This window comes from Catelliglobosispora koreensis DSM 44566 (assembly GCF_000379685.1).
Classification (GTDB): Bacteria; Actinomycetota; Actinomycetes; order Mycobacteriales; family Micromonosporaceae; genus Catelliglobosispora; species Catelliglobosispora koreensis.
In genome coordinates, this window is the sequence record NZ_KB903290.1 from 18,695 (window position 1) to 32,457 (window position 13,763).

At 64.9% G+C, this 13,763-nt stretch carries 14 protein-coding genes; 7 read left to right on the top strand and 7 right to left on the bottom strand.

Annotated features, from left to right (window positions below):
* The first annotated feature begins 285 nt into the window (after positions 1-285).
* A complete protein-coding gene (locus tag A3E1_RS0130065) occupies positions 286-3,147 on the top strand; it encodes a helix-turn-helix transcriptional regulator (protein ID WP_020524520.1) in 2,862 nt (953 codons plus the stop codon).
* Positions 3,148-3,154: 7 nt separating this feature from the next.
* Here the strand turns inward: A3E1_RS0130065 and A3E1_RS0130070 are convergent, their stop codons facing one another.
* From A3E1_RS0130070 to A3E1_RS42845, 3 genes are all read right to left on the bottom strand, one after another.
* Entirely contained in the window at positions 3,155-4,027 is an 873-nt protein-coding gene (locus A3E1_RS0130070) for a TolB family protein (RefSeq protein WP_026208979.1), read from the bottom strand.
* Between the two features lie 61 nt (positions 4,028-4,088).
* On the bottom strand, positions 4,089-4,778 hold the full coding sequence (locus A3E1_RS0130075; protein WP_040392256.1) for a LytR/AlgR family response regulator transcription factor: 690 nt from the start codon (positions 4,776-4,778) through the stop codon (positions 4,089-4,091).
* Positions 4,723-5,820 carry a sensor histidine kinase gene (locus A3E1_RS42845; protein ID WP_020524523.1) on the bottom strand — a complete coding sequence of 366 codons (1,098 nt, stop codon included), beginning with the start codon at positions 5,818-5,820 and terminating at the stop codon, positions 4,723-4,725. Before A3E1_RS42845 ends, A3E1_RS0130075 begins: the two co-directional genes overlap by 56 nt.
* A gap of 89 nt (positions 5,821-5,909) precedes the next feature.
* On the opposite strand from A3E1_RS42845, the gene A3E1_RS0130085 reads away from it, so the two are divergent.
* Together A3E1_RS0130085 and A3E1_RS0130090 are read left to right on the top strand one after the other, a co-directional pair.
* A complete protein-coding gene (locus tag A3E1_RS0130085; RefSeq protein ID WP_020524524.1) occupies positions 5,910-6,416 on the top strand; it encodes an FBP domain-containing protein in 507 nt (168 codons plus the stop codon).
* A 363-nt stretch (positions 6,417-6,779) separates the two neighbouring features.
* Positions 6,780-7,343 carry a GNAT family N-acetyltransferase gene (locus A3E1_RS0130090; protein ID WP_020524525.1) on the top strand — a complete coding sequence of 188 codons (564 nt, stop codon included), beginning with the start codon at positions 6,780-6,782 and terminating at the stop codon, positions 7,341-7,343.
* Here A3E1_RS0130090 and A3E1_RS42850 read toward each other — a convergent pair.
* Positions 7,278-7,880 carry an alpha/beta hydrolase gene (locus A3E1_RS42850; RefSeq protein WP_020524526.1) on the bottom strand — a complete coding sequence of 201 codons (603 nt, stop codon included), beginning with the start codon at positions 7,878-7,880 and terminating at the stop codon, positions 7,278-7,280. The genes A3E1_RS0130090 and A3E1_RS42850 overlap by 66 nt on opposite strands.
* Positions 7,881-7,993: 113 nt before the next feature.
* Between A3E1_RS42850 and A3E1_RS0130100 the strand changes: the two genes are divergently transcribed.
* Both A3E1_RS0130100 and A3E1_RS0130105 read left to right on the top strand, forming a co-directional pair.
* Positions 7,994-8,206, top strand: a complete 213-nt coding sequence (locus A3E1_RS0130100; RefSeq protein ID WP_020524527.1) for a hypothetical protein — start codon at positions 7,994-7,996, stop codon at positions 8,204-8,206.
* 58 nt (positions 8,207-8,264) lie between these two features.
* Positions 8,265-10,679 (top strand): ATP-binding cassette domain-containing protein, encoded by a 2,415-nt coding sequence (locus tag A3E1_RS0130105; RefSeq protein WP_020524528.1) that lies wholly within the window; start codon positions 8,265-8,267, stop codon positions 10,677-10,679.
* Between the two features lie 6 nt (positions 10,680-10,685).
* On the opposite strand, the gene A3E1_RS0130110 is transcribed toward A3E1_RS0130105, so the two are convergent.
* Complete coding sequence (locus tag A3E1_RS0130110; protein WP_020524529.1) at positions 10,686-11,168, bottom strand: hypothetical protein; 483 nt, start codon at positions 11,166-11,168, stop codon at positions 10,686-10,688.
* A gap of 464 nt (positions 11,169-11,632) precedes the next feature.
* Between A3E1_RS0130110 and A3E1_RS0130115 the strand changes: the two genes are divergently transcribed.
* Positions 11,633-12,088: a group II truncated hemoglobin gene (locus A3E1_RS0130115; protein ID WP_020524530.1), complete on the top strand. Its 456-nt coding sequence runs from the start codon at positions 11,633-11,635 to the stop codon at positions 12,086-12,088.
* Between the two features lies 1 nt (position 12,089).
* On the opposite strand, the gene A3E1_RS0130120 is transcribed toward A3E1_RS0130115, so the two are convergent.
* On the bottom strand, positions 12,090-12,374 hold the full coding sequence (locus A3E1_RS0130120; protein ID WP_020524531.1) for a DUF4193 family protein: 285 nt from the start codon (positions 12,372-12,374) through the stop codon (positions 12,090-12,092).
* Between the two features lie 62 nt (positions 12,375-12,436).
* On the opposite strand from A3E1_RS0130120, the gene A3E1_RS42855 reads away from it, so the two are divergent.
* The gene (locus tag A3E1_RS42855; RefSeq protein WP_051105197.1) at positions 12,437-12,994 is read left to right on the top strand and encodes a GNAT family N-acetyltransferase; all 558 of its coding nucleotides are present in this window, start codon (positions 12,437-12,439) and stop codon (positions 12,992-12,994) included.
* Here A3E1_RS42855 and A3E1_RS42860 read toward each other — a convergent pair.
* Positions 12,964-13,683: a hypothetical protein gene (locus A3E1_RS42860; protein ID WP_020524533.1), complete on the bottom strand. Its 720-nt coding sequence runs from the start codon at positions 13,681-13,683 to the stop codon at positions 12,964-12,966. The genes A3E1_RS42855 and A3E1_RS42860 overlap by 31 nt on opposite strands.
* Between the last annotated feature and the right edge of the window lie 80 nt (positions 13,684-13,763).

Genomic DNA, 13,763 nt, shown 5'->3' on the forward strand with positions numbered 1-13,763 from the left:
GTCGGCCGGCGCACAAGAACCGATCCGTTGCATGGGACGGACTGGACGGCATACCTGCGGCGCCGGCTGCCCTCATGCGAAGGGGAAGACCTGGGCCACGGTGGCGGCCCAGGTCTTCCCCAGGGAGGAGATGGATGAAAGCTCCGGCGGCGAAGTTCCGGGTCTGCACTAACCTTCCGGGTCTCCGCCGCCTTCTCGGGGGAGGTCTTAAGCGTCGCAGTTCGGGCAGATCGCCGGCATTAGGCATGTCCCGTATACGGCCCCTAACACCCCTATGCTGGTTAAATGGGTCACACTGACCCGGCTGGCCTCTGCGACCGGGTGGACGAGCTGAAAGCGCTGCAAGAGGCCGTCAGAGCCGCAGCCGCAGCCGCGGGCGAAGGGCAGTTCGTGGCGCTTGAAGGTGCCGCGGGCATAGGCAAGACCCGGCTTCTAGCCGAGGCTGCGGCGATGTCGGCCACCGCCGGAGCAACGGTCCGAAGGGCACGTGGCTCAGAGCTCGAGCAGAATCACAGCTACGGCCTGGTCAGGCAGCTGTTCGATCCGCTATTGGCCGAGGCGGGCGAAACCCAGCGGCAGCAATGGTTGTCTGGCCCGGCCGCACAGGCGACGGCGGCGGTTGGCCACGAAACGCTTGCGGCACAACCCGTTGGTGACTTCGCAGTGCTGCATGGCCTGTACTGGCTGACATTAAACGTTTGCCAGGACAAGCCACTCGCGCTGATCTGCGATGACCTGCACTGGGCCGATGAATCGTCGCTGCGGTTCCTGGCCCATTTGCTGCCACGCCTAAGCGAGCTTCCAGTGATCGTGCTCGCTACTTTGCGGCCCGGGGCGGCGACGGGCGAGAACCAGGAGCTGCTTGATCTGATTACCACGGATCCCGCTTGCGTGACCTTGCGGCCAAGGCCGCTTTCCGTTGACTCCGTAGCGATGCTCATTAGCGAAGTCGTTTCGGCTCAAGCGGATCCGGCGTTCGCGGCTTCTTGCCACGAGGCCTGTGGCGGGAATCCATTGCTGGTGCTCGAATGCGCCGAAACCGCGCGGGCGCAGGGAATCGCCCCGGTTGCTGGAAACCAGGAGCTGATCACCACCGGCACGAGTGACATGCTCACCCGCAGAGTCCGGGGCTGGCTGCGCACTTTGCCGGGCGCATGCGTGAAGGTGTGTGAGGCCGTCGCGGTGCTCGGCGACAGCGCCACCATCACGAACATCCGCGGCCTGACCGGGCTGTCCGAACCCGAAGTGCAAGACGCGGTGCGAAGGCTTCAGGCCGCGGACATCTTGGCGTCAGAGAACGCCGAACGGCCGGAGGTGTGCGGCTTCGTCCATCCCTTGGTGCGAACGGCGATCTACACCAGCATCGCGCCGGGTGACCTTTTCGCCGGACATCGGCGGGCGTGGCGGCTGCTGTCAGACAGTGGTGATTCGGCTGAAGCTGTTGCCGCGCATCTGCTTCAGCTTCCGCCAGCGGACAGCCTCGAGGTCGCCGACGGTCTAGCGCGTGCCGCGGCGGAGGCGCTGGCCCGCGGCGCTAACCGCAACGCCTACCGCTATCTCGAGCGTGCCCTTGCCGAGCAGATGCCGAGTGGACGGCGTCTCGAACTCCTAAAGCAAGCGCAATCGGTGGCGCGTGCCGTCGACCTCATTGCCTTCGTCGCCTGCACCAAAGACGCTTACGAGCTGGAAACTGAACCCCTGGAAAAGGCGCGCCTGGCCGCGGACTTAGGAGTTGGGCTGCTTCGGGCAGGACAGTTCAACGAGGGCAAGGACTATTTCAGCCGGTCGATGGACTTGCTACCCGCCGAGGAGCAAGATGTGCGCCGCCGGTGCCTGGCCGCCCTGTCGATCGTGTCGATAATGGTTCCCCCTGACCGAGAAAGGCTGTCCTTCCTTGAACAATGCCTGGCCTTGCCGCCGGCAGCGACCTATGGCGGCAAGTTGCTCGACGCGGTGCTGTCCATGTGGAAATGCCAGGCGTGCGATCCATCCGCGGTGGCTCGAGCCCGCCGTGCGCTGCAAGGCGGCCTGCTGGATTTCGACGTCGCACCCGAAGCGGTCCCAGCGATCTGGATTACCCTCATCGCGGCAGACGCTCCCGAAACAATTGGCGCGCTTAACGATGCGGTGGCCCAGGTGCACGAGCATGGTTCGTCAACCGGAGCCGCCGTCGCCACCATGTTCCGGGCACTTGCCTGGCTGGCGCGGGGTGCTCTGGCCGACGCCGAGGCAGACGCGCGCGAGGCTCTCGCGCTGATCGAGGCGACACATGTGGAATCGGCACGGCATCATGCCCTGACCATCTTGACCGGCGCACTCATCGAACAAGGCCGCATCGATGAGGCGGCGCAGGTGCTCGCCCGGACCACCGCACCGGAAATGATGGCCACCCTCGAACACCACCCGTCGGGCTACATCACCTTGCTCTGTCTCGCCCGGCTGCGCCGTGCCCAAGGTGACCACACTCGCGCTTATGACTCAGCGATGCGCGTCGGCCACTCCGAGGAAGCCCGGGGCGGGACCAATCCCGCTGTCCTGCCATGGCGTACCGAGGCCGCGCTGAACTTGATCGCGCTTGGCAGGCGTGAGGAGGCAGCTGGGCTCGCCGCAGGTGAACTCGACGGGGCTCTGCGCTGGAAGGCACCTGGCCCCATCGGCCGGGCCCGGCATGTGCTGGGCTTGGCCCGCGCCGGAGATCAGGGGATCGAGCTGATGACCCAAGCGGTGGCCGAACTTGCCACGTCGTCAGCGAGTCTGGACCACGCCCGCGCGCTTTTCGATCTCGGCACCGCCCTGCGTCGCTCCGGGCACCGTGGTGAATCCAGGATGCCGCTGGGCCGTGCTGTTGAGCTAGCCCAGCAGTGCGGAGCAGCGCCTCTTCTCGAAAAGGCCACCACTGAACTCCTAGCCGCAGGCGGCCATCCGGGCAAGCACGCCAACCGCATCGCCGCGACCCTGACGCCGAGCGAGCAGCGGGTGGCCGAGCTGGCGGCAACGGGACTGTCGAATCGGCAGATAGCCCAAGAGCTTTTCATCACCCCGAAGACCGTGGAAGTCCATCTCGGCAACGCCTACCGCAAGCTGAACGTGAACTCCCGGCACCAGCTGAAAGAAAAGCTGCCTTCTGGCGCACCAGAAGGCAGCTAATTCCTCGCTAGCCGATCAGTTTCCAGGTCGGCATGGTGTAGAGGTCGCCTGGCACCCACGGGTCGTAGGTGTGCCGGACGAAATACACCCGGTCATAGCCCGGCGAGAACGACAGGTGGTACTCGTCTGCCGCCGTGTTGATGGCCGGTCCGAGGTTGCGGGGTGTGGTCCACCTGCCGCCGATGCGAACCGATACCCACTGATCGCCCAGGCCCTGCCCGCCAGCGCGTTCCAGTCCCGTGAAGAACAAGACGTTGCCGCCCGGCAGGATGACCGGGTTGAACTCCCAGCCGGCCGTATTGACCGGTGCCCCAAGGCTTTCCGCCGGCCCATACGTGCCGTCGGCCAGGGGGCGGGAGCGGTAGATGTCGAACTCGCCCGTTCGGTCGCTGGCGAAATACAGCGTGCCATCGAGCGCGACCGAGGGGTAAAGCTCGTCGGACGGGCTGTTCACGGAACCGAGGTGCTGGGGTGACGACCAGCCGGAGCTGGTGCGCCGCACCATCCACAGGTCCACATCGGAGCGTGGGGCACCGCCGACGGGGCGGATCGAGGAGAAGAACAACCGCGAACCGTCCGGGGTGATGAACGGGTCGAGATCGCTGTGTGTGCCCGAGAAGGGGGCGGGGGTGGCGGCCGTCCAGGCTCCGTTTACCTTGCGCGACACCATGATGGTGGCTTCGCGCGAGATGGGGAAGAAGTCCTGTCCGCGCCCGAAATAAGCCGTGTCGCCGTCGAGATCGAAAACGATCCGGTACTCCTCGGCGTCGGTGGAGATGACCCCAGGGGCGAAGACGTCACCGGTGCCGGGCTTGGCCTGCGCCGGCGAGGCAACAACCGTGCTGAGCAACAGCACGGCCGAGGCGAACACAAGTTTCATGCGCCAGAGGTTAGGAACCCGCCAGAGCTTGCGGTAGAAGCGTTGTGACGAACGGGAGAAATCAGTGGACGGACAGTCCGAGGGCGGCGCGGACCGCGTCACGGTAGGACCGGCCGGTGATCACTGATGCTCCTGAACCGAGGCGCAGCACGAACTCACCGTGCGCCAGGGTTTCCACCTCGCGCACCTGATCGGGCCGCACGGCACAGGATCGGTGCACCCGCAGCAAACCCACCCGTGTGCACAGGTTGGCCAGGGTGTCGCGCAGCAAGTAGGACTGCTGGCCGGAGTGCACGCGCACGTAATTGCCTTCGGCCCGCGCACAGTCGATGGAATCGACGTCAACGAAACGGATCGTCCGGCCGACGTCAACGGGCAGCCGTCGCAGCGGGGTGACCGGCTGAACGGGCCGCCGCTGGCGATAGCGATCGAGCGACTGGGCCAGCCGGTCGCGCGTGAACGGCTTCATCAGGTAGTCGAGGGCCTCGAACTCGAATGCGCGCAAGGCATGCTCACTGAACGCGCTGACGAAAATGACCTCTGGCGCGACGGTCCCGAGGGAGAACCCGTCGCCGCCGGGCATCCGGACATCCAGAAAGATCAGGTCCGGCTGCGTCGCCTGCATAAGGTCGCGGGCTTCGGCGACCGTGCCGCCTTCGCCGACCACATCGACGTCGGGACAGTCGCGCAGCAGGTCACGCAACCGGCGCCGGGCCGGCGGCTCGTCGTCTATCACCAGGGTGCGAATCATCACCTGTTATGACGCTGAAGGGCAGGCGAATGGTGGCCACGGTTCCGCCATTTTGGCCCGGCCGCACGCGGAAATCGTGTTTTCCCGCGTAGAGGCGGCGTAGCCGGGCCGCGGTGTTGCTCAGCCCGATGCCGTGAGCCGCCTCGGCAGCGATGCCGACGCCGTCGTCGCTGATCGTCAGCAGGAGCTGGCCGTCGTTGTGACGGGCACTGATCGCGAGCACGCCGGGTGCCGAACGCGGCCATAACCCGTGGCGGATGGCGTTTTCGGCCAGCGGTTGCAAGAGCAGCGGCGGCACCGCGGCCGGCAGTGTCCCGGGATCGATGTCCCAGGTGACGGTCAGCCGGTCGGCAAAACGGATCTGCTCAATGTCCACATAGGACCGCAGCACAGCCAGCTCTTCGTCAAGGGGCACAAGGAGTCTGCCGTCGCTGTCGAGGCTGTGGCGCAGCAGGTCACCGAGCCCGGCGATCATGCGTTCGGCCGTGTCGGGGTCATCGTGCACGTGGGCGGCGATGGCGTTGAGGGTGTTGAACAGGAAATGCGGCTGCAGCTGGGTGCGCAGAGCGTGCAGCGAGGCCTGGGTCAGCTGCGCCTCGCGCTCGCGATGCGCGCGGGCGTAGTAAAGCGCATGTGCCCCAATGGTTATCAGTCCGTAGAGGAACAGGTTGTTATAGACGCTGATCATCATCAGCTCGCCGAAAGGGGGCACAGCTTCGGCGTACCAGCCGATGAAGGGGTTGAAAAGCGCTACCACGACGGCCCGGCCGAAAACGGTGGCCGCGAGGCCGAGCACATGCACACCGATCCCGGCGATTCCGGTGCGGCCCAAGGGCCACCGGGCCGCGAGCCACAGCGCGGCCAGGGTGGTGGGGATCCAGAGCAAATTACTTGCCATGCTGGTACGCCATAAATGCGCCCAAGGCGCTGGTTCACCCCCGGCGAGGTGCATCTGGCCGAGGTTGATGATGTCGATCAGCCCCCAGGCCACCCACCATCCGCTCACCACGGCGAGGGCGACGATGACGCGACGCACGCTCATGGCCGCGCAGCATAGCCTGCTTCACCACCGCACGGCGATGCGTGAAAGTCGGTTTCTCCGCCGGCGGCGACCCGGTACGGTGCGGTGTCGTGAGATCGGCAAGCGAACAGGACATCCGTAACTCGTTCATCAACTGTTCCAAGGGCGAGGCCAAGCGGCTTCCCGTGCCCAGGAACCTGGCCACGCAGCCTTGGGAGGATCTGGACTTTCTGGGCTGGCATGACCCGCAAGCGCCCGAGCGCAGTTATCTGGTGGCCGAGCTAGCCGGTGACCTGACCGGGATCGCGCTGCGCATCGCGACGCAGAAGCGTGGATTGATGCACACCAACATCTGCTCGCTGTGCCTGACGGCGCATTCGGGCAACGGTGTGTCGATGATGACGGCTCGCAAGACCGGCGAGCAGGGGAGGCTGGGCAACTCCGCGGGGCTGTACGTGTGCACCGACCTGGCGTGTTCGCTATATCTGCGGGGCAAGAAGACGCCGGTGAACGGGTCCCGGATCGAAGAGTCGCTTAGTGAAGCGGAACAGGTGGCGCGCCTGCACACCAAGCTTTCGGGCTTCTTCACCGCGCTGTCGGCGCCTGTGAGCAGGTAAAAAGCCGGGCGGCCACGGGGGGAGCCGCCCGGCTTCACGTAAACGTAACGCGATTGACCAGCGCCGGCGGTAGGCCAAATAGGCAAAAAAGGACAGCCAGATAAGGCGGGTTCTCAGGCCGGTAGGCCGGCCCTAGAAGCGCCTTAAAGCGCCCCGTGCCGGCCCACCCGCTATGCAGGCAGCCGCACCGACCCCCGTCCGGAGCGGTTACCCATCCCCAGAACACCTCACGGGGCACACAACCGGGCCGTCGGTGCCACGCCGCGAATGTTCAGAGCACCACGATATGCCCCATATTGTTGAATCGTCCATATCCAAAGGTCTACATCACGTTGATCTGTTGGACAGTTGCATAGTGGACGGGTGCAGCTACTTTCCCCGCGCCTGAGCATCCGGCGGTTTCAGGCGGCTGATGTGAGCGCTTTCCACGCGTACCGGTCCGACCCTGACGTGGCCAGGTATCAATCCTGGTCGGTCCCTTTCGCCGAAGAGACCGCCGAGCGCCTCGTGGCCGAATTCGCCGAAGGCGACCCGCACGAGCCCGGCTGGTTTCAGTACGCCTTAGCGGACCGTGAAACGGGCCAGCTCGTAGGCGACATCGGGGTCTGCCTCAGCGACAACCTGATGCAGGCTGAGCTCGGCTTCACCGTCGCCGCACCGTTTCATGGCCGGGGCTTGGGCACCGAAGCCGTGACCACGATGCTGGATTATCTTTTCACACAACGAAAACTGCACCGGGTGGCCGCTGAATGCGACGCCCGCAACACGGCATCAGCGCGGCTGTTGGAGCGAGTGGGCTTTACCCGCGAAGGCTTGCGGCGTCAGCACACCTGGATCAAAGGCGAGTGGACCGACGACGTCCTATTTGGACTCCTCGCCGCCGACTGGGTTCGTAACGGCCTCGCGGACGAAGCTAGCCACCGCTGAGAGCACCTTGGGTGAGATCATCGCGTGCCCAGCGCCTGGAAGCAGCAGATAGCTGGCGCCGGTTGCCTGCGCGGCGGCGCGTGAGCGCTCAGCGCTCGTCATGCGGTCGGCGCTGCCGTGGATGATGAGTGTGGGCCGCCCGGAAAGGTTTCCCACGGGATCGCCCGGCTCAAGCCATGGCGCGAGCAGGCAAACGGCTATGACCTTCGGCGAAGAAGCGGCATAGGTGCAGGCGCGGCCGCCCATCGAGTGTCCAACCAGGACAACCGGGCCCGACGCGTGGTCGATAGCCCAGCGCAGATCGTGAACCGGGTCCTGTGCACTGCCGTTCCAGCCGCGATAGCGGTATCGCAGGCGCCAAATCTGCACGTTGGTGCCGGTGAGTGCACGAGCCAGCGACCTGCTGTGGGCAAGCTGCCACAGATAGGTCAGCTGACGGTTGCGCGTGGGTTCGCGGCTATCGGCCCTGCCGCCGTGGGCGAGGATGACGACCGCGGACGGGTCGTCGTTGAGGCGGCGGACCGGCTCGACGCGCATGCGCCCCACTCTAGGCGACGCATCGCCAACCGGTCAGGAATGAAGAAGCGGGCGCGCTTGAGGCGTGGTTAGCGTGAATTCGACGCTAATCGCTGCCCTAAGGAGGGTTCTCCATGAGCTGGAGTGCACGGATTCGCCAAACGCACCGCTGGCTGGCTATGACTTTTACCGTAACGGTCATCGCGTGCTTTATCGCTGTGGCACAGGAAGAGCCCCCGCAGTGGGTGTTCTTCACGCCGCTGCTTCCGCTCGGGTTGCTCATGTTTTCCGGCCTGTACCTGTTCGCGCTGCCCTACGTGACCAAGTGGAAAGGGACCTGGGCGTAGGGGCTGTGCCTGGTTAGATCAAGCTAGGCAGGCGACGAACAGACGGGATGGAGACAAGATGAGCAAGGTTACGAAGGCGGGCAAGCAGGCGCCTGCACTGCACCCCGCCGACAGCCACGATCTGATCCGTGTGCAAGGCGCCCGCGAGAACAACCTCAAGGACGTCAGCGTCGAGCTGCCAAAACGCCGGCTGACCGTCTTCACTGGCGTGTCTGGCTCAGGTAAGAGTTCGCTCGTGTTCGGCACGATCGCCGCCGAGTCGCAGCGGATGATCAACGAGACCTACAGCGCTTTCGTGCAGGGCTTCATGCCAACGCTCGCGCGGCCAGAAGTCGACCTGCTGGACGGTCTGACCACGGCGATCATCGTGGATCAGGAACGAATGGGCGCCAACGCCCGGTCCACGGTGGGCACGGTCACCGACACCAGTGCCATGCTGCGCATTCTGTTCAGCCGCCTCGGCAAGCCGCACATCGGGCCGCCCAACGCGTTCTCCTTCAACGTTCCCTCGGTCCGCGGCAGCGGTGGCTTTACGGTGGAGCGAGGTGAGGGCAAGACGAAGACCGAGAAGGTGACCTTTACCCGTCTCGGCGGCATGTGCCCGCGCTGCGAGGGCATGGGCTCGGTGACCGACTTCGATCTGACGGCGCTTTACGACGACAGCAAGTCGCTTAACGAGGGTGCGCTCACGATCCCGGGCTACAGCATGGAGGGCTGGTATGGCCGCATCTTCACGGGCGCCGGTTTCTTCGACCCCGACAAGCCCATTCGCAAGTACACCAAGAAGGAACAGTACGACCTGCTCTACAAGGAGCCGACCAAGATCAAGGTTGACGGGATCAATCTGACCTACGAAGGCCTGATCCCTAAAATCCAGAAGTCGATGCTGTCCAAAGACGTCGACACGATGCAGCCGCACATCCGGGCCTTCGTCGAGCGGGCTGTCACGTTCACCACCTGTCCCGACTGTGGCGGCACCAGGCTGAGCAAAGAGGCGCTGTCGTCGAAGATCAAGGGCAAGAACATCGCTGACGTCTCCTCGATGCAGATCAGCGATCTGGCCGAGTGGATCGGCGGAGTCAAGGACTCCTCGGTCGCGCCATTGCTTGGCGCGCTTCAGCATTCGCTCGACTCGTTCGTCGAGATTGGACTGGGCTATCTGTCCCTCGACCGGCCCTCTGGCACCCTTTCCAGCGGTGAAGCCCAGCGCGTCAAGATGATCCGCCACCTCGGGTCATCGCTGACCGACGTGACCTACGTCTTTGATGAGCCAACGATCGGCCTGCATCCCCATGACATCCAGCGCATGAACGAACTGCTGCTGCGCTTGCGGGACAAGGGAAACACGGTGCTCGTTGTCGAGCACAAGCCCGAAGCGATCGCCATCGCCGACCACATCGTCGACCTCGGCCCCGGTGCCGGCACCGCCGGTGGTGAAGTCGTGTTCGAGGGCAGCATCGAAGGCCTGCGCGCCAGCGGAACCATCACTGGCCGTCATCTGGACGACCGGGCGTCGCTGAAGAAGACCGTGCGCAAATCCAAGGGCGCGCTGCAAATTCGCGGAGCGACAACGCACAATCTGCAGAAAGTCAACGTGGACATCCCGCTCGGGGTGCTGGTCGTCGTCACCGGTGTCGCCGGATCGGGCAAGAGTTCGCTGATCCACGGCTCAGTGTCTGAACGCGAAGGTGTTGTCGCCGTTGACCAGAGCGCCATCCGCGGCTCACGGCGCAGCAATCCGGCCACCTACACGGGGCTGCTCGAACCGATCCGCAAGGCCTTCGCAAAGGCCAACGGTGTCAAACCAGCCTTGTTTAGCGCCAACTCCGAAGGTGCTTGCCCCACGTGTAATGGCGCCGGTGTCATCTACACCGACCTGGCGATGATGGCCGGAGTCGCGACCACGTGCGAGGAGTGCGAAGGCAAGCGCTTCCAGGCTTCCGTGCTGGAATACCACCTCGGCGGGCGTGACATCAGCGAAGTACTCGCGATGTCCGTCACCGAAGCGGAAAAGTTCTTCAGCGCCGGTGAGGCACGCACCCCCGCCGCGCACGCCATCCTCGACCGGCTCGCCGACGTCGGGCTCGGCTACCTCAGCCTCGGACAACCCCTCACCACCCTGTCCGGCGGCGAGCGGCAGCGGCTCAAGCTGGCCACCCGGATGGCCGAAAAGGGCGGCGTCTATGTCCTCGACGAGCCGACCAGTGGCCTGCACCTAGCCGACGTCGAGCAGCTGCTCGGCTTGCTCGACCGCCTCGTGGATTCTGGCAAGTCCGTCATCGTCATCGAGCACCACCAAGCGGTCATGGCGCACGCCGACTGGATCATTGATCTCGGTCCGGGCGCTGGCCACGATGGCGGCCGGATCGTTTTCGAGGGCACACCCAGCGACCTGGTGGCTGACCGCAAAACCCTCACAGGCGAGCACCTGGCCGCCTACGTGGGTGCCCCGGCCAAGCGCGCACGCAAGTGACCTGAGCTAGGCAGCGGGACGCGTCCGGTCCGCCGGGGCGTGCCGCTGCCTGGGCAGGTGACGGGCCGATCCATGGTGGGAGGTGACCGGCAGCCGCTTGCTGGTGCGCGCGTGCGCCGGTGCGATGAGGTCACGGAAGTGCCCACGGTGCAGACGCAGAGTGTTGTCCAAACGCGACAGCGCTTCATCCCAAAGGTCTGTCGCCGGGTCTGTCCAGCGCAGAATGTCGGTATCGGACTTTATCTGCGCGGCGTCGAGCAGACCCGGGCCCGCATCGGTGCCGAAGAACAGCTGCTCGCTCACAAGATGCCGCAAGACGGTGCCGGCGAGTGCCTCGCTGCCGGTGCGGCTGGGGTTAGCCAGCAGATCCGCGCACAGCCGGTCGATAAGTTCGTGTTCTGCCGCTAATTCGGCTAGCTTCTCGGCCTTAGCCAGGCTGGGGCGCGAGCTGACATTGTCGCCTAAGACGATCGGCAGGTACGAATTCACGTTTCGCCAATTACCGCAATGATCAGCTCGCCAAACCCAAATGTGAGGTATCCCCCAGCCCGCCGGGCTCTGATGCTGAACTAGCTGGACCACCTCGTGAACCACGACATTGTCACAGATCGTGTTGTCGAAGTTGCACCCGTCCAAGAAGTTCTTCCTCATGGTCTTGTTACAGCGGTGTGTGCCAGGTCAACGAGCTGCGACACGGCAGCATAACGGCACCGCGCCACGTTTGGGTGCCAGCCGATGGGGTAGAGGCCCTTCTATGAAGTATTCACCGCCACGCTGGCACGGCCCGGGCCGATGGAACCCGCTCGTGGATGTGCCGCAGCCACTGCGGTCCACGACCACCCAGGTTCACCGGGCGTCCTTAATGGATACCTGGCCACCCGAGCCACGCCCGCGCCAGGACAAGGCCACCCGTTTGGTGGCAGAACGTGAATGAGCCCAGGTAGAAATGGGGCATGACGGAACCTGAGTCGCTGTACGACGCGATCGGTGGAATGCCGGTCCTGCGCAAGCTAGCGAGTGCCTTCTACACGCAGGTGCTGCAGGATCCTTTACTGGCACCGGTTTTCGCGAACTTTACCGCTGAGCACACCGATCATGTGGCGGTGTGGCTGGCGGAAGTCTTTGGCGGGCCCGCCGAGTTCACCGCACACGTCGGCGGGCACCAGCATTTGCTGCACAGCCATCTTGGCCTGGGCATCACCGAGGAGCACCGGCAGCGGTGGCTTGAGCTGATGGCGGTCGCGGTGGAGCAGGAGTTGCCGGAAAACGAACTCCTGCGCCAGCGTGTCCTGGAGTATTTCGACTGGGGTACGAAGATCGCGGTGGAAGTCTCCGCCCTGCCCGTGGGAACGGACCTCGGCGAACCGGGATCGTCCCCACGGTGGGGGTGGTCAGGGCTGGTGCCGTGATTTAGGCGCAGTCACGGCACGTGTCAGCACCGTTGCGGGTGCCGGCGTGCATCGAGCGGTGCAAGACGAGGAAGCAACGGCCGCAACGGAATTCGTCGGCTCGCACGGGTATGACCGGCGCGGTCAGCTCTTCGTCGATGATGTCGTAGGCGGGCAATTCAAATTCGGGTTCAGCCAAATCTTCCTCAGGACCCGCGTTGCGGCGTTCCTGCAGGAGGTCGAGGCTGTCCGCCGCCGGCTCGTTGGCCAGGGTGCGTGGTGCGTCGTAGTCGGTGATGCCAGCCATGGTTACCCCTTTCCCCATTTCCCCACTGTCTAATGAGGCAAGAGGGTGACACGGTTTCCTGTATGAAAGCTGAGAGGACGGTCGGAGCGATGGAGTTGCTGCGCACGGAGCGGGTCGCTTTACGTCAGTGGCACGCCGGTGACCTGGCCGCGTTCTATGACCTCTACTCCCGTTGGGAGATCATGAGGTGGTTAGGGCCACATCCGCGCCGCGTGATCGCGGATGAGGCTGAGGCCAAGCAGCGACTAGAACGCTGGGCGGAGCGGACGGCTGCCATCGAGCCGCCGCAAGGACTGTGGGCGCTGGTTCCGCTGGAGGGGCAGGACCGTCCAGTCGGGACGGTGCTGCTCATGCCGTTGCATGACGCTCATGGGCTCACTGATGAGGTCGAGATCGGCTGGCACCTGCACCCGGACTTTCAGGGCAAGGGGCTGGTCACCGAGGCGGCCAGGGCCTTGCTGGAGCGGGCTGGCCTGCCGCGGGTGCTCGCTTTGACGGATCCCGGTAACACCGCGTCCAAGGCGGTAGCAGGCCGGCTGGGGATGGCTGAGGAGGGGCTGACGAACCGCTGGTTTGGTATCGAGGCGCGTCAGTTCGCCACGGGTTCGGCCGCTGTTTGAGCCGCAAGGGTGACATCTGCGGCGATTTCCACCCGGTCGGTGCCGAATGCCGCCGGTTCTCCAATGCGTAAAAGTAGACAGAACGTGCTTCCGGGTGGGTAGGTGGCGGTCAGCTCGCGGTGCCGCTCGGCGAGGAGCCGGGCGGCAGCGAGGTTGGACTCGGCCGTCTGTCCAATCAGGAGGAACGCGGGGCGGGCTGGCTCGGGCGCCTGGACCCTAGCCAGCAGGACGAATTCCTCGCGGTCGGCCGTGCGCAGGTATTCCTTGCCGCCGACGGAAAAAGGCAGCTGTTCGTTCTTTCCGGGCAGCTGCGCGAAGGTGATACCAGGAAATTCTGACCGCAGATAGGCGGCCATCCGCGGGTTGGTCAGTGGCCCGCCGACGCAATACTCGGCGACCCGCCCGGATTGCGGGCGGTTCTCGTCCGGCGCGAGCAGGGAAGGCACTCCGCCGCATTCCCGGATCACGGAAGCGAGCTCGATCAGGCTGGCGACGTCGGCGCGGTGCACGCTGTTCTCACGGTGTGATGAGGCGTGCCGGGCTACATAAAGGAGCACCTCGTCACCGGGCCGGACCCCGAAGAACGCCTGCTTGCGGGCGAGCCGGCGCAGCCGCAGGAGCCGCTGGGTGAGCCAGACCGCGGCACCAGCGATGACGCTGGCGAGGAGGTTGATCAGAAGGTCCTGCATGGGGGCGCTCCGAAGGGTGAAAACGACCGCGGTGAGTCCACAAACGACCCGGCGATCCTATATACCAAGGCAGGGCGACT

Bases quoted from the DNA above. Each gene is read 5' to 3' on its own strand.
- A3E1_RS0130065 (WP_020524520.1), top strand. From the start codon at position 286: ATGGGTCACACTGACCCGGCTGGCCTCTGCGACCGGGTGGACGAGCTG.
- A3E1_RS0130070 (WP_026208979.1), bottom strand. From the start codon at position 4,027: ATGAAACTTGTGTTCGCCTCGGCCGTGCTGTTGCTCAGCACGGTTGTT.
- A3E1_RS0130075 (WP_040392256.1), bottom strand. From the start codon at position 4,778: ATGATTCGCACCCTGGTGATAGACGACGAGCCGCCGGCCCGGCGCCGG.
- A3E1_RS42845 (WP_020524523.1), bottom strand. From the start codon at position 5,820: ATGAGCGTGCGTCGCGTCATCGTCGCCCTCGCCGTGGTGAGCGGATGG.
- A3E1_RS42850 (WP_020524526.1), bottom strand. From the start codon at position 7,880: ATGCGCGTCGAGCCGGTCCGCCGCCTCAACGACGACCCGTCCGCGGTC.
- A3E1_RS0130100 (WP_020524527.1), top strand. From the start codon at position 7,994: ATGAGCTGGAGTGCACGGATTCGCCAAACGCACCGCTGGCTGGCTATG.
- A3E1_RS0130105 (WP_020524528.1), top strand. From the start codon at position 8,265: ATGAGCAAGGTTACGAAGGCGGGCAAGCAGGCGCCTGCACTGCACCCC.
- A3E1_RS0130115 (WP_020524530.1), top strand. From the start codon at position 11,633: ATGACGGAACCTGAGTCGCTGTACGACGCGATCGGTGGAATGCCGGTC.
- A3E1_RS0130120 (WP_020524531.1), bottom strand. From the start codon at position 12,374: ATGGCTGGCATCACCGACTACGACGCACCACGCACCCTGGCCAACGAG.
- A3E1_RS42855 (WP_051105197.1), top strand. From the start codon at position 12,437: ATGAAAGCTGAGAGGACGGTCGGAGCGATGGAGTTGCTGCGCACGGAG.
- A3E1_RS42860 (WP_020524533.1), bottom strand. From the start codon at position 13,683: ATGCAGGACCTTCTGATCAACCTCCTCGCCAGCGTCATCGCTGGTGCC.